The sequence below is a fragment of the Prauserella flavalba genome (assembly GCF_003202235.1).
Lineage (GTDB): Bacteria > Actinomycetota > Actinomycetes > Mycobacteriales > Pseudonocardiaceae > Prauserella_A > Prauserella_A flavalba.
Genome location: NZ_MASU01000005.1, coordinates 587001 through 606750 on the forward strand (window position 1 = coordinate 587001; position 19750 = coordinate 606750).

The following is a 19750-nucleotide window of genomic DNA, read 5'->3' on the forward strand; positions in this document are numbered from 1 at the left end:
TTCCGGGAGTTCGCGCGCCTTCAGACGTCGATGACCTGCCCGGCGGCGCCGAGGTAGTCGACGAGGTTGCGGGGCGCGTACGGCGGCCGCATGCGCTCGCGCCGGAACACCGCGGACGAGGCGGCGTACTCGCCCGCCCGGTCCGTGACGCCGATTCGGCGCTCGTCCCTTCCGAGGACGCTGGTGAGCGTGCGCCACGTGTCGTGCAGCGTGCCGCACTCGTCGCGCCGGGGCAGGCGCGCGAGTGCGTCCGGCTCGAGGCCGAGACCGCGGTCCCGCGCGCGGCCCGCGAGCCAGCGCAGCGCGATGTCGGCGAGCGCGGTGTCGGAGTGCCCGCCGCCGACGTCGGAGTGGTCTCCGGCGAACCACACCTGCTCGCGCCGCTGCCCGTCGGCGGAGCTGGACACCTGCCAGACCGCGGGCGTGAACGAGCGTCGGTGCTCGTCGACGGCCAGCGCCTGGAACGCCGCCCGCACGGTGTGGCTCAGCGTCGTGTCGTGGAACTGCCAGCGCTGGTTGAACCGGTGGAGGAGCCGGCCGCCGCTGAGCGGGATGCCCAGTGCGCCCACGGTGTCCCACACCCCGACGAACTCCACCGGCGTCTGGTTCTCGTGCGCGAAGCTCGCGCGGAAGCGGGTCGCGCGTTCCCGGCCCGGCGCGGTCGCGCGGTCCCGGTCGCGGTAGAGCTCGTAGGCCTCGTCCAGCCGGCCGGCGTGCTGCGGCCGCAGGATGCCGCAGTTGACGATGAAGCCGACGGTGCTGCGTGCCGTGTAGGCGCCCCGGCTGAAGCCGAAGAAGAACAGCTCGTCGCCCGGTTCGTAGTGGTGGACCAGGAACTCGTACGCCGCCTTGACGTTGGCGGAGAGGCCGTAGCCGAACGCCCCGCCGAGCAGGCGCTGCCACGGTTTCGTGCCGACCCCCTCGAGGTAGCGGCACTGCTGCTTGACGCCGTCCGCTCCGACGGGGGCCACTGCGGCCTTGAGCCTGGCCACGTTCGTCGGACTGCGCTGGGTGAGGGTGTTCCAGGTGCCGTCGCAGAGCACCACGAGCCGCTTGGCCATGCCGCCTCCCCGGTGAGGTTGGTCAGCAGGATGCGACCGGGCGGGCGCTCCCGGTAGAGGCTTACGTCCCCTCGGCCGTGTCGAGGAGGCCGCCGATCAGTGTGGCGAGGCGCTTCCGGTCACCGGAGGTCAGGTCGTCGGCCAGCCGTTCCAGCCTCGTCACCACCTCGTCGTGGGTTCGCGTGGTGAGCCGCCGAGGTGGCCGCGGCCAAGATCCGCGCACGCGTCGACGGCGGCCCCGGCGGAGGGGCGTCGTACACACCGAGTGTCGGCGTGCTCGGCGCCGAGGACACCGCGCGGTTCAAGGGCGCGGAGCTCAACCCCGGAACCTACCTCGGCCTGCTCGGGCTCGGAGACCAGCGAGCGGGCATCTCGTCCCAGGTGCGGCCGTCGAGCACCCGGCCGCCCGCGTTGCGGGTGCGCCCGCCCCACTGCTTGAACAGGAACGGGATGCCCTCGGCGACACAGCGGTCGCGGACCTGCCGCACCCACGCCGGGTCCATCGGCCGGTGGCCCGCGCCTGACTCGCCTCCGACGTACACCCAGTCGATGTGGTCCAGGCCGAGGCTCGGCACCGGGCCGAGCAACGGTTGCAGCGACAGGAACCGCACGCTGGCGGGGGTGTCGCGCAGCCTGTCGGCGCGCTTCACGTAGTCGTCGCTCTCGACGGTGGTGCCCCACCACACGTTGGGAAGCGGCCGCGGCCGCAGCCGGGTGAGCACCGAGGCCATCCGGGCAGGCCGCTTGGTGAGCACGAAGAACGTGTGGCGTTCGGCCTGTTCCATCACGCGCAGCACCTCGGCGAGGTAGCTCTCCGGGACGCGCGGGTGGAACAGGTCGCTCATCGAGTCGACGAACACCAGCCGAGGGGCGCGCCAGCGGGCGGGATGCCGCAGGCGCTCGGGGTGCAGGGTGAGCCCGAAACCGGGACCGCTGGTGCGCGGATCACCGTCCCGCCGGTAGCCGGTATTGCCCATCGCCTTGAGCCGCTTGGCGAAGGCGAGCGCGTAGCAGTGGTCGCAGCCGGGGCTGACCACGTCACAGCCCGTCGTGGGGTTCCACGTGGCGGTCTCGATCTGGCCGTCGCGCGTGCGAGCGACCCGGCGCCGTCGCGAGGTCGTCATCCCTCCATGGTGCGCCTGCCCAGCGTCACCGACTCCGCCAGCGGCCTTCCCGGGACACCGGCCACGGCGCGGCCGCCGTGGCGGAGCGCGCCCAGAACCCAGAGCAGGCCCGAGGATGCGACGTCGGCGAGCAGGTCCGGCGAGACACCCGCGAAGCTCACCAGCCGTTCGGTCCCGTCGGGCAGCCGGACCCGCCCTTTCGCGTGGGCCGTCAGGTGGCCGCTGTGCTCGATCTCCCCGTCGATGGTCGCGGGCAGTGGGGTCCAGGTGAGTGCCCGGCCCGCCCGGCCCGCCCGGACGAACTCGGTGAGATACGCACCGGCCGAGAACACGGCCAGCCCGGCGATCGCCAGCGCGGCCGCGAGCACCCACGCGTTGCGGCCCGGGTCCTCGGTGCGCAGCAGCACCGGCAGGTGCGACTGCACGAGCCAGCCGAGTACGAGCAGCCACCACACCGAGGAGAGCGCGGAGATGCGCCGCCGGGAACGCATGTGCGCCTGTACAGCGGCGTCGTCGCAGGGCGCCGACGGCCCGTAGGCCAGCGGAGTGACGGGGCGTGCGCCGCGTGGTGGCCGGCTCTGGACGCGCGCGACACGCAGCATGGCCGAGCCCGGTGTCGCGGCGAGTGCGACGCCCTTCCGGCCGGGGCCGACCAGCCACAACCGGGGATCGGCCCTGAGCTGGGCCCGTGCGCCCGCTCCGAGCCGGAGCAGCACCCACCGTTCCTCCGGCACGTCGGCGATGCGCAGCGCCACGGCCAGCGTGCTGTACCGCAGCCCGCCCTCACGGGCGGTCACGTACCGGCCCGGCTCGTCGAGCAGCCGTTTCGTGGGTGCGACGCTGACGAACCAGGCCGTCAGGTTGTTCAGCCAGAGCGGTCCGAGCGTCGCGACGAGCAGCACGGGCGCGGCGAGGCCGGACTGCCCGCCATCGAGGACCAGCAGGACGACGCCCGCCGCCGCGCCGAGCGGGTGGAGGAGCAACGTCCGTCCGACCATGTCGCGCCAGCTGCCGAACACGGGCGCCAGCACCGGTTCGTCGCGCGTCGGCCGGCCGCCGAGCGGGGAGAACGGCCCCGGCCGGTACTCGGTGGCGGGGTCGTTCATCGTGGGCGGGCAGTCTTCGCGCGCCTGCCCAGGATCACGGGGTCGAGCACGGGCTGACCGGGAATCCCGGCCAGCGCCGCGCCTCCCGCGCCCGGCGCGCCGATGATCCACAGCTGTCGCGAACACCGGATGTTCGCGACGAGTTCGGGGGAGACCCGTCGCAGGCGCAGGGTGCGCTGGGTTCCGTCGGGCAGCCAGACGCGTCCCGTGGCGTCCATGCGCAGCACGGATCGGAAGCGGATGTCGTCGTCGAGCACGGCGGGCAGCGGCGTCCAGGTGAGCGCGTGCGCCGCTTTGGAGAGGCGCGGCAGCCCGGGCAGGAGCGTAGCCACGACACTCAGCAGCAGGACGACGGCCAGGGCCGGGATTGTGACGTCCACCCAGCCCGCAGCCAGGGCCGACTGAAGTAGCCAGCCCGCCGAGACTGCGCCCGCGACCGTACCGAGCACGGACCACCGCCGAACCCAGCGCACGTGTGCGCAGAGCACCGGATCGTCGCACGGCGCCGAGAGTCCCTGCCGCACCGGGTTCGCCGGCCGCGACCGGCGCGGCGGCACTGTGGTGATGCGGGCAGGCCGCAGCAGAGTGGCGCCGGGCAGCGCCACCAGCGCCCTGCCCTTCCGGTCGGGACCCACCACCCACAGGCGCGGTTCGGCGAGCAGCTGCGTGCGCAGTCCGGCGGGCAACCCCATCCGGAGCCACTGCTCTTCCGGTGCTCCGGCGACGCGCATCGTCACCCGCAGCCTCGTGACTCGCATTCCGGCGGCTGTCGCGGTCATCTCCCGGACCGGTTGCGCCAGCAGCTTCTTCGCCGGGCGCCCGAGGAACGTGAACCACAGCACGAGGTTGTACAGCGAACCGAGGCCGAAGAAGGCAGTGCCGAGCACGGGCAGGGCAAGAGGGGCCCGCGGGTCGCCGAGCACGAGACCTGCTGCGAAGGGCACGGTCAGCAGGGGATACAGGAGGAGAGTGGGCCGGGCCTTGCGCCGCAACCGGAGCAGTGGCGGGCCGAGCAGCGGCTCGTCCCGTGCGGGCCGGTCGCCGAGCGGCCGGGCCCGAAGCGGGGCCAGTGGCCCTACTCCGTCGGTGGTGGGTCGGCCGTCGTCGATGATCTCTGTCATGGTCGGCCGAGAACCTACCCGGCGCCGACGACCATGACGGAGTGGCGTGACGAAACCGTTGCGACGTCAGAACCGGCCGTGCCGCGGTCGATGTTGGTGAATCCCCAGCAGTTCCACAGTGGACCACCACTGTGGACGGATCAGCGGCTCAGCTCAACCGTGCCCTGGGCGTGGAGCGGATCGCGCAGGAACGTCAGCAGTGGCATGCCGACCCCGTAGGTGTTGAGCCGGCGAGCCGGGGTGATGCGCAGGAAGCACCCGTCGGGTTCGGTGAGCTCGCCGTGCTTGGTGATGGCGGGCAGCGCGCCGTCCTCCACGAGGCGCAGCAGGTGCTCGTCGTCGAGTGCGAGGATGTCGGCCACCGCCTGGAACTGCACCGACGAAGGCGGGCCGAAGGGCAGGCGGCGTACGGGGATGCACACGCCGACGTTCGGATTGGCGGCGATGTTGCGGGCCTTCCGGCTGCCGCGCAGGGTGCTGACGTACAAGGTGGACCCCACCGCCTGGTACAGCACACCGGCCACGTGGGGCCGGTGTGCCGCGGAGGTGGTGGCGAGCGTGCAGAAGGAACGCTTCGTGATCGCCTCGAGTACCTGGCGGGTGGTCTTGTCCTGGATGTTGGTGGTCATGAGGACAGTCAACGACGCGGGGCGGCGGGGGAGCCATCGCTGAGCGTCTCGCCTCCATCTTCCACACGCTCGCGGCCGCGCCGCAGTAGGACGAGCGCCTGCACACCGGTGTAGGCGAGCAGGGCGGCACCGACGACGGCGCTCACCTGGACCCCTTGCACGAACGCCTCCTTCGCCGACGCGAGCAGGGCCGCCGACTGCTCGGGCGGCAGCTGCGCCGCCGTCGCCACCGCGCCGCCGAGCGTCTCGCGTGCGGCCTCTCCCGCCTCGGCGGGCACGCCCGCGCGGTAGACCGCCGTCGCGACGCTTCCGAGCACCGCCGTGCCGAGCGCGCCGCCGAGTTCGAAGCCGGTCTCCGAGATCGCCGAGGCCGCCCCGGCTCGCTCCGGGGGCGCGGCCGTGATGATCAGATCGTTCGTCAGCGTCTCCGACAGCGGCACGCCGAACCCGACCAGCGCCATCCCGGTCACGAGCATCGCGAGTCCACTGTCGACACCGATCGTCACCAGCACGGCGAAGCCCACGGCCGCGACGAGCAGCCCGCCGCCGATCAGCCACGGCACCGGGAACCGGCGCGAGAGCCTTGCCGCGGCGAACGAGCCCGCGACACCGGCGGCCGTGGTCGGCAGCAGCCACAGCGCCGCCGTCATGGGCCGCATCCCGAGCACCAGCTGGAGGTACTGCGGCACCAGGAACAGCAGGCCGACGAGCGCGAAGACGCCGAGCATGTTCGTGAGCACGGAGGCGCTGAAGGCCCGATCGCGGAACAGGGACAGGTCGAGCATCGGGTCGGGCAGAGCGCGTTGCCTGCGCACGAACACCACGCCGAGCGCGATGCCGGCGAGCGCGCTGAGCGCCGCGAGCGGTTCGGCGCCGTACTCGGCGAAACGCTTGATCCCGTAGACGATGGGCAGGATCGCCGCCAGCGACAGCAGCGCCGACAGCGGGTCGAACCGGCCGGGGCTCGGGTCGCGCGCCTCCGGCAGCAGGAACGGCCCCGCCACGAGCAGCACCAGCATCACCGGCACGTTGATGAGGAACACCGAGCCCCACCAGAAGTGCTCCAGCAGCCAGCCGCCGATCACCGGGCCCAGCGCCATGCCGCCCGAGAAGCCGGAGCCCCAGACGGCGATGGCGAGCCGCCGCTGCGCCGGGTCGGCGAAGATACTGCGGATCAGCGAGAGGGTCGACGGCATGAGCGTCGCGCCGCCGACACCGAGCAGCGCCCGCGCGGCGATGAGCATGCCGGGGCTGCTCGCGAACGCGGCCAGCACCGAAGCCGCGCCGAACGCCGCGGCGCCCGCGAGCAGCAGCTTGCGTCGGCCGATGCGGTCGCCGAGGGTACCCATGAGCACCAGCAGCCCGGCGAGCACGAACGAGTAGATGTCGACGATCCACAGCTGCTCGGCGCCGCTCGGGCCGAGGTCCTCGCTCAGGTACGGCAGGGCGAACCCGAGCACGGTCATGTCGACGCTGATCAGCAGCACCGGCAGCACCAGCACTGCGAGCGCCAGCCAGTCCCGGCGTCCCGCCTTTGTCACGATGTCTCCCCTGAAAAACTGAACAGTCCAGACGGTAAAGTTTGCCCCTCGATTCGAAACTAAACCGTCTGGACGGTATAGTCAAGCGTCATGGGTCGGCCTTCAGCGCGCGAACAGGTCCTCGACGCCTACGAGGACATCCTCATCGAGAGCGGCTCTGCCGCCGTGACGCTCGACGCCGTCGCGGCGCGAGCGAAGGTGTCCAAGGGCGGACTGCTCTACCACTTCGGTTCCAAGGACGCCCTGCTCGACGGGCTGCTCGACCGGCTGCTGCGGCTCACCGCCGCCGACGCGGAGTACGCCCGCACGGCGCCAGAGGGCGTGGTGCGCTACTACCTGCTGTCCTCGGTCACCGACGCCAGCATGGACAAACCCGCACATCGCTCGTCCGTGGCCGCGCTCCGGCTGCTCGGCAGCGAGCCGAAGGTGGCCGAGGTGATGGCCGACGTCGGCCGGATCTGGTCCGCCCTGCTCGCCGAGTACGTCGACGACCCGCTCACCGCCGAGCTGGTCGCCGTCCTCGGCGACGGCCTCTACCTGCGGGCGACGGTGGGAGGTGCCGATGGGCAGCCGTTGCTCGACCGGCTGCCCGACGTCCTGCGCCGCCTCGAGCTGAGTTAGCTCTGGGTCAGCTCGACTCGACGTTGCTGTGGAGCTGGGAGGGGAGCACGAACTCGCCCGGCGTCCACAGCCCCGTCCTGGTCACCGTGCGCTGGTGCTCGGCGGCCTCGGCCGGAAGCGCGTCCGGCTCGTACGGCTCGAGGACGTAGAGCGAGCCCCAATCGCGGTTGAAGTCGCCCTTCAGGTAGGTGGGCAGCTCGCGGGCCTGCGTCGTCACGGTGATCCAGCCGAACGGTCCTCCGGCCTTGGGGGAGGACCAGGACTCGCCGATGTCGCGGAACGAGCCGCCGGCGCTCACCCGGTACTTCGGCATCTCCGCGACGCCGTTGACGACCGTGGACGGGCTCAGGCACGGGTGCTGGAAGGCCGCCGCCCACTCCAGGAAGGTCGGCGTGTCACCCACGACGTCGGTCATCCGCTCCAGCGCGGGCACCCGGGGCGCGGTGAAGCCGAGCCACGCGTCGGGGCCTAGCCCGTTGTCCTCGGCGACGATGCGGATCTGGTCGGCCTCGCTCGCCGCACCGTCCACGGTGATGCGCGCGTCGCGCCAGTCCGGCCCGCTGGAGGAGGCGGTGACCGGGCGCCGGTCGACGATCTCGAAGCCGTTCTCGGTCTGCCTGCCGAACTCGGCGGTCATCGAGTTGGCGCCGTCGACCTGTCCCGCCACCGCGACGACCACGGGGACGTCCCCGTCCCGCGCCCGCTGCGGCACCGGGTACCAGGCGGTGCGCAGCTCGCCGGTCCCGTTGCCGGTCGGCTCGTAGCTGCCCCACGCCGGCGCGTTCCGGCCGCCCAGTTCCTCCGGCGGCTGCCAGCTCTGCCCGTCCGACGTCCTCGGCAGACCGCCCCCGGTGACGAAGCCGTCCTGTGCCGGCTGCAGCCACTGCTCGGGAGTGACCTCCGGCATCGTGCCCTCCGGGGTCTGCCAGCCCGGCGCCGGTACGACCGGCTGTTCGGGGCTGGGATCGAGCAGGCCACGGCGGGGATGCTGCTCCACGTAGATGTAGTCCGACAGCCCGCAGCTCTGCCTCGCCAGCTGCGCGACGTTGTCGGTACCGCTGTTGTAGGTGTTCCATCGCTCCGCCGTGGCCTTGCCGATGCTGCCGATCTCGAAGAGCACCAGCACGGCGCACACGATCGACAGCGGCGCGGTGCCGAGCCGCAGCGCGCGGCTGCGGCTCTCCATGCGCGGCGGCAGCTCGAACGGCTTGTGCTCGTCGTGCTTGATGTGCTCCACCACGGCGACGGCGAACGCGACGGCGGCCGCCACCAGCAGCATGGTGCTGAGCGGGATGCCCAGGAGCTGCGGCGGCATGTCGTACCACGGCACACCCCAGCCCGACACGTACCACCACGCGTTCGGGCCCGTCGCGGCGAGCGCGGCGATGACGAGCAGCGCGGCGACGAACCCGGCCCGGTTGCGGCGGGACAGCAGCACGTTGGTGCTGGTCGCCAGCGCCGTGAGCGCGGCGAGGGCACCGCCGATCGTCGCGAGCATCCCGAAGTGGTGCGAGTGCTTGGTCGGCGTCAGGGCCAGCACCACGAACGACAGGCCGGCCATCGCGAGCAGGCGCCTGCTCGGCCCGAGCGCCGCGCCACGGATGATGCCGCGGCGCAGCAGCACCACCGCGCACGTGGCGAGGCACAGCAGCACCAGCAGCACCGGGAACCGGCGGGTCATCGAGCCGTCGGGACCGTCGGTGAAGAGCATCGTGTAGCGCGACAGTTCCTGGTGCCACGCCTGGTTGGGGCCGATCGCCGTCCGCAGTTCGGTCGCGCCGAGCGCGCCGCCGAGCGTCTGGTCGTAGAAGACGAGGTTGAGGATCACGAAGCCGCTGGCCGCGATCGGTGCGAGCACCGGGAGCCAGCCGAACTGCCGGGCGTGGTGGCGCACCATCTTGAACAGCGGCTTGCCCGCGACGATGAAGGGCAGCACCGCCATGAGGCCGTGCGGGTTGGCCGCCACGGACAGCGCCGCGGTGGTGAGACCGAGCGCCGCGGGCAGCAGCCTGCGCGTGGCGACCGCGCGCTCGACCGCACACAGCGTGATCAGCGACAGGACCGCGACGATGTTCTCCGGCCGCAGCCCGTTGTTGTAGGGCAGCCAGAACGCGAGGAACACCGCGCCGGCCGCCCACGCGGCGGCGCTGCTGCGGCGCACCTGCTGACCGAGGCGCGGCAGGACCTCCCTGCTGATGAGCACCCACGACGCGATCCCCATGAGCAACGACGGCAGCCGCATCCACGGCGCGAGCGTGCTGACGTGCGTCATCGCGGCGTAGAGGTCCACGAACCACGCCATCGGGGAGTCGGCCGTGCCGTACCAGCGGTAGTACTCGCCGATGTAGCCCGCGTCGTCGCGGATCCGGGCCATCGTGAGGAAGTAGCCGTCGTCGGCGGTCATCGCGCCGATGAGCCACCAGGCCACGAGCGTGCCGATCACGGCGAAGTCCAGCGGCCTCGGCTTCCACCAGCCGCGCGGGGCGAGGCGCGGCGGCTTGCGGCCGGTCAGCCGGTCGAGGCGGTACAGCGCCCACATGGCGACCACGAAGCAGCAGACCGACAACATGATCGCGATCCACTTGATCACGGTGGCCGTGGTGTCCCAGCGGTTGTCGACCTCCACCGACACCGACAGTCCGCGCACGTCGTCGCGGCCGGCGTCCAGGTCGGAGTAGATACCGGTGACCTGAGGGCGGTAGTCGCCCTCGGCGGCGGCGAGCACCTCGTCGCCGATCCGCGCCGACGTGCCCGCGCTGTCCGAGCGGATCTCGATCACGCAGGCGCCGGGACCGATGGGCGCCGAGCCGAGCTGCTGACCGCGTGTGGTGAACGTCAGCAGGCCGCTGTCGACACGCAGTGCCAGCCCGGTGAGCCTGCCCGGCTCCGACGCGGGGGCATTGGTGCTGACCAGCGTGGCGGGGCCGTCGGTGCGCTGGTCGAGGGCCGTGGCGGCGGCGCAGGGGACCTCGGCGGTCAACCGCACCGGGGCCTGCGCGGTCAGCGGTGCCGCGACCGCGCGCGTGCCCTGCTCCGTCGGCCAGTCGAGCGTCGTGACCTGCTGGTTCACCGGCAGCAGGGGTACGGCGACCGCGAGTATCGCGCTCAGCGTGCCCACGATCGTGGCGAGCAGGCCCAGTAGCTTGACGCGCCGCCGCCGGGACGACTCCTCGCTCACGCAGCGTTCCTTCCGGTCCGGGCTGCTGGGCCGCGCACCCTCATGCCCCCGAGATCTACCTCTTGTCCGGGAGGAATGTACGACCGTGCGTAGCCGGGCGACCGAGGGGGTCCCCACTCCCGCCCGCGAGTCGTGCGTTCCTGCCCGCGAGTCGTGCGTTCCTGGCCGCGAGTCGTGCGTTCCTGCCCGCGAGTCGTGCGCCCGAGCGCAAGACCCGGCGTCCTGAGTGCAAGACTCGGCGTCCTGAGTGCACGACTCGCGGTCGTGAGTGCACGACTCGCGGCCTCAGCCGGTGGCGTGGCGCTCGCGGAGCTCTCGGCGCAGGAGCTTGCCGGAGACGGTTTTCGGGATCTCGTCGAGGAACTCCACCCGGCGCGGGATCTTGTAGGCGGCGAGGCGCTGCCTCGCGAACGCGATCAGTTCCTCCTCGGTCACCCGTTCGCCTGACCGCAGGCTCACGAAGGCCTTGATCGTTTCGCCGCGGTAGTCGTCGGGCACGCCGACCACGGCGGCCTCGCGCACGGCCGGGTGTTCGTAGAGCACGTCCTCGACCTCGCGCGGCCACACCTTGTAACCGCTCGCGTTGATCTGATCCTTCTTCCGGTCGACGAGATAGAACCAGCCCTCCGCATCCATGTACCCGACGTCACCGGTGTGGAGCGCTCCGCCGGGGATGGCGCGCGCCGTCTCGTCCGGCTTGTTCCAGTAGCCCTCCACGACCTGGGGCCCGCTGATCACCACCTCGCCGATCTCGCCCGGCGACAGCTCGGTGCCGTCGTCGCCGACGATTCGCGCCACCGTGCCGGACACCGGGACGCCGATCGACACCGCGCCGGAGTGCTCGTCGACGGGTGCCCGCGCGTGCGCGGGAACGCCGTGGCTCGGCGACGTGGTCTCGGTGAGGCCGTAGATGTTGTGGATGTAGGTGCCGGTCAGCTCCTCGAACGCCGCGATCGTCGACCGCGGGATCGGCGCGCCGCCCGACCAGATCTTGCGCAGCGACGCGAACGCGGCGCGGTCGGCGTTCGGCGCGTTGAGCAACGCGATGAACACCGTGATCGCACCCACCGTGAACGTGGGCCGCTCAGCACGGATCACGTCGACCACCAGCGACGGCTCGAACCGGTACGTCAGCACGAGCGGCGCCCCGAGCAGCAGCGCGACGGTGACGTGACCGATCAGCCCGGTGATGTGAAAGACGGGTGCGACGCCCAGCACCACGTCGTCCGGTCCGAGCTCGCACAGGTGCCGATAGCACTGGGAGTTGAACACGATGTTGCCGTGCGTGTTCATGGCGCCCTTCGGTGGCCCGGTGGTGCCCGACGTGTAGGTCAGCACGGCGGTGTCTCCCGGCGTGAACGACACCGGCGGCGGCGCCTGGCCACGGTGCGCCGCCAGCAGCTCCGCCAGGTCCACCGCGCCGTCGGCCGCGCCCGTGCGTTCGACCCCGGCGAACACCCGCGCGTCGCCGCGGGTCTGGTACTCCAGCTCCGAGGTGGTGAGCACGGTGCGCACCGCCGTGTCGCCGACGACGGCGGCCGCGACGTCGCGGTGCAGCCCCTCGAGGGTCAGCAGCACCGTCGCGCCCGAGTCGCGCAGCAGCAGCTCCAGCTCGCGCTCGCGGTTCATCGGGTTGACGTTGACGGCGATGCCGCCCGCCTTCCACGTCCCGAGCAGCCCGATCACGTACTGCGGCACGTTCTGCAGGTACAGCGCCACCCGCTCGCCGGGGGTGAACCCGCGCTCCAGCAGGCCCACGGCGAAGGCGTCGCTGAGCGCGGCCAGCTCGGCGAAGCTGAGACGGCCGTCGAAGTAGCGGATCGCGTCGCCGCCGGGGTCACGCCGCACCGTGGCCTCGAACATCGCCAGCGCGTGCGGGAACTGCGGTACCAGCTCGGCCGGCTGGTGCTCGCCGTAATGCGCGAGCCAGGGCCGGTCGTCGTAGACGGACACGAGGCACCTCCTCACCCGACCTAAGTCGGCCGGAGGGTACGCGTCAACTCCGCGACCTTGCTCCTGCGCACGGTCTCCAGGTGCCGCGCCATCACCTCGCCCGCGGTCGCCGGGTCGCGGCGGCGCAGCGCGGTGACGATCTCGTGGTGCTGCCGCTGGCCGAGCGCGATCTCCTCCACCTCGTGCTGGTGCATGAGGGGGTTGTAGATCCGCTGCACGTCCAGCACCTGTTCGAGCAGCCGCGCGAGCGTGCCGTTGTTGCCGCAGGCGCGCAGCGCGTCGTGCCAGGCGACGTTGAGCGGGCGGATCCGCGCCCGGAGGTCGTCCGCCGTCTCCTCGTCGTCGCCCGCCGCCCAGAGCGCGCGCACGAGCCGGTCCAGCTCGTCGGTGAGCTGTTCGAGGTGGGCGAGCCGCAGCTCGCTCGCCGAGGTCGCGGCCCGCTCGGCGATGGCGCGTTCGAGGACGATCCGGGCGTCGAAGACCTCGATGATCTCCTCCGGTGACAGCTCGTGCACGACGTACCCTCTAGTCCGCCTCGTGATCAGCCCCTCCTGGGCGAGCCGGGCGAGTGCCTCGCGCACCGGTGTTCTCGACACGCCGAGCCGTTGAGAGAGGGGCGTCTCCAGCAGCACGGTGCCCGGCGGGAGCTCGCGGTCGAGGATCATGCCGCGCAGTCGCTGGTGCTGGACGGTCGCGGTGTCGTCCGGTCGCGTCATGTCGCCGAGTGTATCCATTTCCGTAACGAACGAGGACACCGGAGAAATCGTTCACGGAATTACTAATTCCGCGACCACAAATACGCCGACGTCCACATTTCAGGATGGATACACAGTCGATTGACATGTACACAAAATCGCGCCTAGGTTGATCTTGCGCCGGGCGATTCCGGCCGTTTCCCGCACCGCGGCGATCTCGTGAACCCAGCTCATGACGGAGTGAACCCATGTCTACCTCGCGCACCGACGCACCCGCGGCCCGGAGCCGCAGGGCCGGGCTCGTCCTCGGGCAGGTAGCCCTGCTCGCCGGAGTGCTGGCGCTGTGTGAGGCGCTGGTCCGTGGCAACGTGGTGTCGAGCCTGTACCTGCCGGCGCCGACCGACGTCCTCGACGAGGTGGTGCTGCTGCTGTCGGGGGAGAACGGTTTCTACGGCAACCTCGCCGTGACGCTGCAGGAATTCCTCACGGGCTACCTGCTCGCCGTGGCGGCGGGAATTCTTTTCGGCCTGTTCCTTGCGCTCGTCCCGCTCGCCGAGGCGTTTTTCCGGCCGTTTCTCGCGGCGTTGATGGCGGTGCCGAAGGTGACGGTGATCCCGTTGCTCACCCTGTGGTTCGGGCTCGGCCTCGGGCACAAGGTGATCATCGTGTTCCTGTTCTGCTTCTTCCCGATCGTCTACAACACGATCGCCGGCGTGAAGCAGACGTCGGCCGACCACCTGAAGGTCGCGAGGTCGTTCCGGGCGAGCCGGCTCCAGGTGGTCACCAAGGTGGTGCTGCCCTCGGCGGTGCCCACGATCTTCGCGGCGCTGCGGGTCGAGGCGGCCGCCGCGCTCGTCGGAGCGATCTTCGGCGAGATGGTCGCGTCGAAGGCGGGGCTGGGCAACGGCCTCACCGAGGCCACGTCGCTCTACGACACCCCGAGGGCGTTCGCCTTCATCATCCTGATCACGCTCGTCTCCGTCACGAGCGTCACCGTGATCGACCAGCTCGAGAAACGGGTCTTCCTCAAGTGGCGGCCCCGGCAGTCCCGGCTGCGCTGAGCGGCCGTCCCCCCCCCGAACCAGGAGGCAATCCCCGAAATGTCGCACAGCAGGAGAAAACCGGTCGCCGCGGCGGTCGCGGTGGTGCTGGCACTGACGATGACGGCCTGCACGCAGGAGGCCGAGCGCACCTCGTCCGGCCTGATCAAGATCACCTACGCGTCGTTCGCCGGACCGAGCGGGCTGCCCGCGAAGTTCGGCAAGGAGAAGGGTTTCTTCGAGGAACAGGGCCTCGACGTGACCTTCGTCGAGGCACAGGATCCCGTGGGCCTGGTCAGCAGCGGCGACGTGCAGATCGCCGACTCGGACACCACCTCGGCCGTGATCGCCGCGGGCAAGTCGGCGCCGATCAAGATCGTGTCCTCGATGTACCGCACCAAGGGCCCGTTCTACCTCATCGGCGGGAAGAACGTGCGGGATCTGGCCGATCTCAAGGGAAAGCGGATCGGCATCGGTCGCAAAGGCTCGGGCATGGAGGTCTACACCCGCTACATCCTGCGGGAGAACGGCATCTCCGAGTCGGACGTGACGCTCATCCCGACCGGCGCCTACCAGCCCGCCTACGCCGCGCTGGAGAGCGGTCAGGTGGACGCCACGATCATCCACGAGCCGTTCGTGTCGCTCGCCGAGTCCACCGGGGTCGGGCACCTGCTCGCCAAGGGGTGGGACTACCTGCCGACCTTCCACACGGGCGTCGAGATCACGAGCACGCGGTTCGCCGAGCAGAACCCCGACGTGGTGAAGAAGTTCCTGACCGCCTACTTCCGCTCCGCCATCTACGCGAAGGAGCACCAGGACGAGTTCCGCGACTTCGCGATCTCGCAGATCAAGGTGCCCGCCGAGGTTCAGGCCAGCGCGCTGCGCAGGGAGGAGCCGATCTGGGAGAACCGGCCCGAGGTCGACGCGAGCGCGCTGCGGGACACGCAGGAGATCCAGCGGGAGCTGGGTTTCCAGGACACGGTCTACGACACGAGCGAGATCGTCGACGACACGTATCTGCCGAGTGCGGGGGACCTCGCGGCCGCGGGCAGCGCGCGATGAGCGGGCAGGGCTTCACGGTCACGGGTGTGTCGAAGACCTACGAGGGTTCCGGGCTGGTTCAGGCGCTCGACGGTATCGACCTGACCGTCGGGGAAGGGGAGTTCGTGGTGCTGCTCGGCCGCAGCGGCTGCGGCAAGAGCACCCTGCTGGAGATCATGGCCGGGCTGCAGACGCCGACCAGCGGCACGGTACGGCTCGGCGACCGCGAGATCACCGCGCCCGACGAGCGGATCGGCGTGGTGTTCCAGGATCCCTCGCTGTACCCGTGGCGCACGGTCGGCCGCAACGTCGAGCTCGGCCTCGAACTCGCCGGGGTGCCGAAGGCACGGCGGCGGGCCGTCGCGCAGGAGCACCTGGAACTCGTGGGCCTGCCGGACGTCGGGAACAAGTACCCCCGGCAGCTCTCCGGCGGCATGCGCCAGCGGGTCGGCATCGCGCGGGCGCTGGCGACCCGGCCGGACGTGCTGCTCATGGACGAGCCGTTCGGCGCCGTCGACCACCTCACGCGCCTGCAGCTCCAACGGGACCTGCTGCGCCTGCAGGCCGAGGACACCCGCACGGTGGTGTTCGTGACCCACGACGTCGCCGAGGCTATCGTGCTCGCCGACCGGATCGTGCTGCTGACCCCGGGACCGGGACGGATCGCGCGGACGTGGGACGTGTCGCGCCCGAGGCCCCGCACGCTCGGCGACCCGGAGCTGACGGTGCTACGGGAGGAGATCTACGCCCACCTCGAGGACAGGGAGCGACAGCCACGATGACCGTCGACATCAGACGCCCGTATCCCGGCCTGCGGGAGCGGCGCGGCCGTGAGCTGGAACGCGTGCTCGGCGAGACCGCCCCGGCGTCCTCGCCCCACACCGGCGCCGCGCCGGAAACGCTGGCCGCGCTCACCGAGCGGCTCGGCGCGCTGGCGCCTGAGCTGACCGCGCTGTCGCTCGACCTGCACGCCCATCCCGAGCTCGCCTACGCCGAGCACCACGCGGCGTCGGCGATCGCCGAGGTGGTGGGCGCACACGGGATCGCCGCCGACACCGGGGCCTACGGCCTGCCGACGGCGGTGCGCGCGGTCGCAGGGCGAGGCGGTCCGCGCGTCGGGGTCGTCGCCGAGTACGACGCGCTGCCGGGCATCGGGCACGCGTGCGGGCACAACATCATCGCGGCGAGCGCCGTGGGCGCGTTCCTCGCGCTGGCCCGCACGTTGCGGGACGGCGAGGGGACCGTCGAGCTGATCGGCACGCCCGCCGAAGAGGGTGGTGGCGGCAAGCAGCGCATCCTCGACGCGGGCGGATTCGACGACGTCGACTTCGCGCTCATGGTCCACCCCGGCAACCTCGACGTCGCCGGGAGCCGCTCGCTCGGCTTCCGGCAGGTCGCGGTCACCTACCGGGGCCTGGCCGCGCATTCGGCGACCGGGCCGCACTGGGGCGTCAACGCGCTCGACGCCGTGGTCGCCGCCTACAACGGCATCGCGCAGCTGCGTCAGCACATTCTCTCGTCGGACAAGGTGCACGGCATCATCACCGACGGCGGCCAGGCGCCGAACGTGGTGCCCGAGACCGCGTCCGCGGTGTTCTACGTGCGCTCGCTGGACCTCGACACGCTGGCCGACCTGCACGAGCGCGTGGACGCCGTCCTGCGGGCAGCGGCACTCGCGACGGGCACGGTGGCCGAGATCAGCTGGGACGGCGCACCCGCGTACCTGCCGTTGCGCACGAACGCGACCCTGGAGGCGCGCTACGCCGTGAACCTCGCGGGCAGGCGCACGGTCCTGCCCGCCACGGCACGCCCAGCCGACGAGGTGGCCTCCACCGACATGGGCAACGTCAGCGTGTACGTGCCCGCGATCCACCCGATCATCGCCATCGCGCCGCGCGGCGTCGCCAACCACACCGCCGAGTTCGCCACCTACGCGGCAGCGGACTCCGGTACGGCCGCCGTGCACGACGCCGCGTTCGGCATCGCCGCCACCGCGGCCGACTTTCTCGCCGACGAGCGCCTGCGCGCCGACGCCCGCGCCGAGTTCGAGCGCGCGGGCGGCCGGGTGCGGCTCGCCGACGCACTTCATCCCGACACACCGAAAGGCACCGGCCCATGACCGAACCTCTGCTCGACCACCTCGTCTACGCGGCCCCCGACATCGACGAGCTGGTGACCGCCTTCGCCGAGCGCACGGGCGTCAAGCCGGTCCTCGGTGGCAGGCACGTCGGCCGCGGCACCCGCAACTACCTCGCCGGGCTCGGCGGCAACGCCTACCTCGAACTGATCGGGCCCGACGATCCCCGTGCGCCGGAAGGGAAGCCGGCGACGTTCGGCATCGACCGGCTCACCGGCCCCAGGCTCGCCGCGTGGGTCGTGCGCCCGCCGGACATCGAGGCGACCGTCGCGCGCGCGAGGGCCGAGGGCTACGACCCCGGCGACATCGGGCCCCTGTCGCGGCGCACGCCGGACGGGACGTTGCTGGAGTGGCGGCTGACGCCCAACCGCGGCGACCGCTTCGACGGGCTCGCTCCCGCGCTCATCGACTGGCTGGCCGCGCCGCATCCGACGACGAATGACCTGCCCGTGCTGCCGCTGGTGTCCCTGCGCGGATTCCACCCCGACCCGGCGGCGCTGCTGGCCGCTTTGCGGGCGCTGGATGTCGAGCTCGACGTCGCCGAGGGCGCCCCGGCACTGGAAGCCGTGCTGGACACGCCGCACGGTCCGATCACCCTTCGCTAGCGCGGAACCGAGAGAAAGGGACTTCATGACACAGCAGCGGCAGATCGGCCTGACCCTGCCCCAGCGTGGCGCGTTCTTCGACGTGCTCAGCCTGGGGGAGCTCGTCGAGACCGGGCACTACGCCGACGAGACGGGTCTGTTCGACTCCGTCTGGATCGGCGACAGTCTCCTGGCGAAGCCGCGGCCGGAGGCCATCGCCCTGTTCGGCTCGCTCGCCGCCGTCACCTCTCGCGTGCGGCTCGCCGTCGGCTGCCTCGCGAGCTTCCCGGTGCGCGACCCGATCCTGTTCGCGGACCAGTGGGCGACGCTCGACCAGCTCTCCGGCGGCAGGATGCTGCTCGCCGTGTGCACGGGGATCGTGAAGGCCAGGGACGCCTCCGCGAAGGAGGGCGCGCTCTACGGCGTCACCGACCGCTCGCGCGCCGCAAGGCTGGAGGAGAACACGGAGATCATCCGTCGCCTATGGACGGAGGACAACGTGACCTTCCACGGCGAGTTCACGTCGTTCGAGGACGTGACCGTGCTGCCGAAGCCCGTGCAGTCGCCGCCGCCGGTCTACATCGCCTCCAACCCGGCGCCGCGGCCGCTCGCCAAGCGCGCGCTGCGCCGCGTCGCCCGTATCGCGGACGGCTGGATGACCACCCGCAAGAGCCCCGAGCACCTGACCGTGAACCTGCCGGCCATCAAGGAGTTCCTCGCCGAGGAGGGTCGCGACCCGGAGAGCTTCGGCGTCTCGGCGTACCACAACCTCAACCTCAACCCCGACCGCGAGGCCGCGTACGACGAGAGCTACCGGTTCCTCGGCGAGTACTACGGTCCCGTGTTCAGCAGGGAGGACACCCGGCACTGGACGGCTACCGGTACGCCGGAGCAGGCGGCGGCCGACATCCAGGCGCTCTACGCCGACGGCGCGACCGAGGTGACCCTGCGCATCACGTCGTGGGACTGGCGGCGCCAGCTGAAGCTCCTGGTCGAGGAGGTGATCCCCCGCCTGGAGCTGCGCCCCTGAGGCCAGCCGGGAAGGCCTTTGCAGTGAAGCCCACCACTGCAGTGAAGGCCACCTTCCCTGCGTTCAACGCAGGGAAGGTGGCCTTCACTGCATTCGGGCCTAGCGGCGGTCGATGGCCAGGTACGTCTCGCGCAGGCGGTGCAGGTGCTGCTGCATCAGCTCGCCCGCGGCGGCGGCGTCGCGCCGCTCGATCGCCTCCACCATCTCGCCGTGGTCGGTGCATACCCGCTGCCAGAACGACGCCGGCGCGTTGCCGCGCAGGAAGCGGCTCTTCAGCACGGAGAAGATCGGCTGGGTCACCACCTCGAGCAGGCTGTTGTGCGTGCACGTCAGCAGCAGGATGTGGAACCCCTGCGGGTGCTCGTGCTGCGGGCCCGCCTCGACGTTCTCCTCCTCCACCGCCGTGCGCAGCGCGGCCAGCTCGTCCTCGGTCCGCTCGGTGGCGGCGAGGCGGGCGGCCGGCACCTCCAGGATCTCGCGCACGGCGAGCAGCTCGTCGACGGTGAGCCTGCTCGCGGTGAGCAGGCCGAGGCTGGTCTCGAGATAGGCGCTGATGCTGTGTGGGTCGACGTCGGCGACGAACGTGCCGCCGTTGACGCCCCGGCTCGTGTAGACGAGGTTCTGGGAGCTGAGTGAGCGCAGCGCCTCGCGCACCGTGCTGCGGCCGACGCCGAACGCCTGCCCCAGCTCGGGCTCCGACGGCAGCCGGTCGCCAGGAGCCAGCCCGCCGCTCACGATCAGCTCGCGCAGCTGGTCGGCGATCTGCTGGTACGCCGACCGCACCGGGGTCACGCCGAGCCCGCGCGGGGCGGCCTGCCTGCTCACCTTGCTCACGCCGCCAGTCTAGCCGTCCGGACTGATGATTCGCGACGGGTCTCGGCGGGCAAAA

The 19750-nt window shown here is 71.6% G+C and carries 17 protein-coding genes; 7 read left to right on the plus strand and 10 right to left on the minus strand.

The window, feature by feature from the left end; all coding sequences use genetic code 11:
* Positions 1-20: 20 nt before the first annotated feature.
* The 6 genes from BA062_RS10140 to BA062_RS10165 form a co-directional block, all read right to left on the minus strand.
* The gene (locus tag BA062_RS10140) at positions 21-1061 is read right to left on the minus strand and encodes a DUF2235 domain-containing protein (RefSeq protein ID WP_110335805.1); all 1041 of its coding nucleotides are present in this window, start codon (positions 1059-1061) and stop codon (positions 21-23) included.
* Positions 1062-1390: 329 nt separating this feature from the next.
* Complete coding sequence (locus BA062_RS10145; RefSeq protein ID WP_110335806.1) at positions 1391-2185, minus strand: DUF5131 family protein; 795 nt, start codon at positions 2183-2185, stop codon at positions 1391-1393.
* Positions 2182-3291, minus strand: coding sequence for a hypothetical protein (locus tag BA062_RS10150; RefSeq protein WP_110335807.1), 1110 nt, complete (start codon positions 3289-3291; stop codon positions 2182-2184). The genes BA062_RS10145 and BA062_RS10150 overlap by 4 nt, the downstream gene beginning before the upstream one ends.
* Positions 3288-4412, minus strand: coding sequence for a hypothetical protein (locus tag BA062_RS10155; protein ID WP_110335808.1), 1125 nt, complete (start codon positions 4410-4412; stop codon positions 3288-3290). Before BA062_RS10155 ends, BA062_RS10150 begins: the two co-directional genes overlap by 4 nt.
* A 140-nt stretch (positions 4413-4552) precedes the next feature.
* A complete protein-coding gene (locus tag BA062_RS10160; protein ID WP_110335809.1) occupies positions 4553-5041 on the minus strand; it encodes a pyridoxamine 5'-phosphate oxidase family protein in 489 nt (162 codons plus the stop codon).
* An 8-nt stretch (positions 5042-5049) separates the two neighbouring features.
* On the minus strand, positions 5050-6582 hold the full coding sequence (locus tag BA062_RS10165; protein ID WP_110335810.1) for an MFS transporter: 1533 nt from the start codon (positions 6580-6582) through the stop codon (positions 5050-5052).
* Positions 6583-6672: 90 nt separating this feature from the next.
* Here BA062_RS10165 and BA062_RS10170 point away from each other — a divergent pair, with 90 nt between their 5' ends.
* Complete coding sequence (locus BA062_RS10170; RefSeq protein WP_110335811.1) at positions 6673-7203, plus strand: TetR/AcrR family transcriptional regulator; 531 nt, start codon at positions 6673-6675, stop codon at positions 7201-7203.
* Positions 7204-7210: 7 nt separating this feature from the next.
* Here BA062_RS10170 and BA062_RS10175 read toward each other — a convergent pair whose 3' ends face one another.
* From BA062_RS10175 to BA062_RS10185, 3 genes are all read right to left on the minus strand, one after another.
* Complete coding sequence (locus tag BA062_RS10175; protein WP_110335812.1) at positions 7211-10381, minus strand: arabinosyltransferase domain-containing protein; 3171 nt, start codon at positions 10379-10381, stop codon at positions 7211-7213.
* A gap of 285 nt (positions 10382-10666) precedes the next feature.
* Positions 10667-12334: an AMP-binding protein gene (locus BA062_RS10180; RefSeq protein WP_210406813.1), complete on the minus strand. Its 1668-nt coding sequence runs from the start codon at positions 12332-12334 to the stop codon at positions 10667-10669.
* Positions 12335-12354: 20 nt separating this feature from the next.
* Positions 12355-13050, minus strand: a complete 696-nt coding sequence (locus BA062_RS10185) for a GntR family transcriptional regulator (RefSeq protein WP_110337180.1) — start codon at positions 13048-13050, stop codon at positions 12355-12357.
* 227 nt (positions 13051-13277) lie between these two features.
* On the opposite strand from BA062_RS10185, the gene BA062_RS10190 reads away from it, so the two are divergent.
* The 6 genes from BA062_RS10190 to BA062_RS10215 are packed head-to-tail and all read left to right on the plus strand — an operon-like array spanning position 13278 to position 18861.
* Positions 13278-14090: an ABC transporter permease gene (locus BA062_RS10190; protein ID WP_110335813.1), complete on the plus strand. Its 813-nt coding sequence runs from the start codon at positions 13278-13280 to the stop codon at positions 14088-14090.
* Positions 14091-14129: 39 nt separating this feature from the next.
* Positions 14130-15131 (plus strand): ABC transporter substrate-binding protein, encoded by a 1002-nt coding sequence (locus BA062_RS10195; RefSeq protein WP_110335814.1) that lies wholly within the window; start codon positions 14130-14132, stop codon positions 15129-15131.
* A complete protein-coding gene (locus tag BA062_RS10200) occupies positions 15128-15892 on the plus strand; it encodes an ABC transporter ATP-binding protein (protein WP_110335815.1) in 765 nt (254 codons plus the stop codon). The genes BA062_RS10195 and BA062_RS10200 overlap by 4 nt, the downstream gene beginning before the upstream one ends.
* Positions 15889-17229 carry a M20 family metallopeptidase gene (locus BA062_RS10205; protein ID WP_110335816.1) on the plus strand — a complete coding sequence of 447 codons (1341 nt, stop codon included), beginning with the start codon at positions 15889-15891 and terminating at the stop codon, positions 17227-17229. Before BA062_RS10200 ends, BA062_RS10205 begins: the two co-directional genes overlap by 4 nt.
* A complete protein-coding gene (locus BA062_RS10210; RefSeq protein ID WP_110335817.1) occupies positions 17226-17852 on the plus strand; it encodes a VOC family protein in 627 nt (208 codons plus the stop codon). Before BA062_RS10205 ends, BA062_RS10210 begins: the two co-directional genes overlap by 4 nt.
* 25 nt (positions 17853-17877) lie before the next feature.
* Positions 17878-18861, plus strand: coding sequence for an LLM class flavin-dependent oxidoreductase (locus BA062_RS10215; protein WP_168213914.1), 984 nt, complete (start codon positions 17878-17880; stop codon positions 18859-18861).
* A gap of 99 nt (positions 18862-18960) precedes the next feature.
* On the opposite strand, the gene BA062_RS10220 is transcribed toward BA062_RS10215, so the two are convergent.
* On the minus strand, positions 18961-19695 hold the full coding sequence (locus BA062_RS10220) for a FadR/GntR family transcriptional regulator (RefSeq protein WP_110335819.1): 735 nt from the start codon (positions 19693-19695) through the stop codon (positions 18961-18963).
* Positions 19696-19750: the final 55 nt, after the last annotated feature.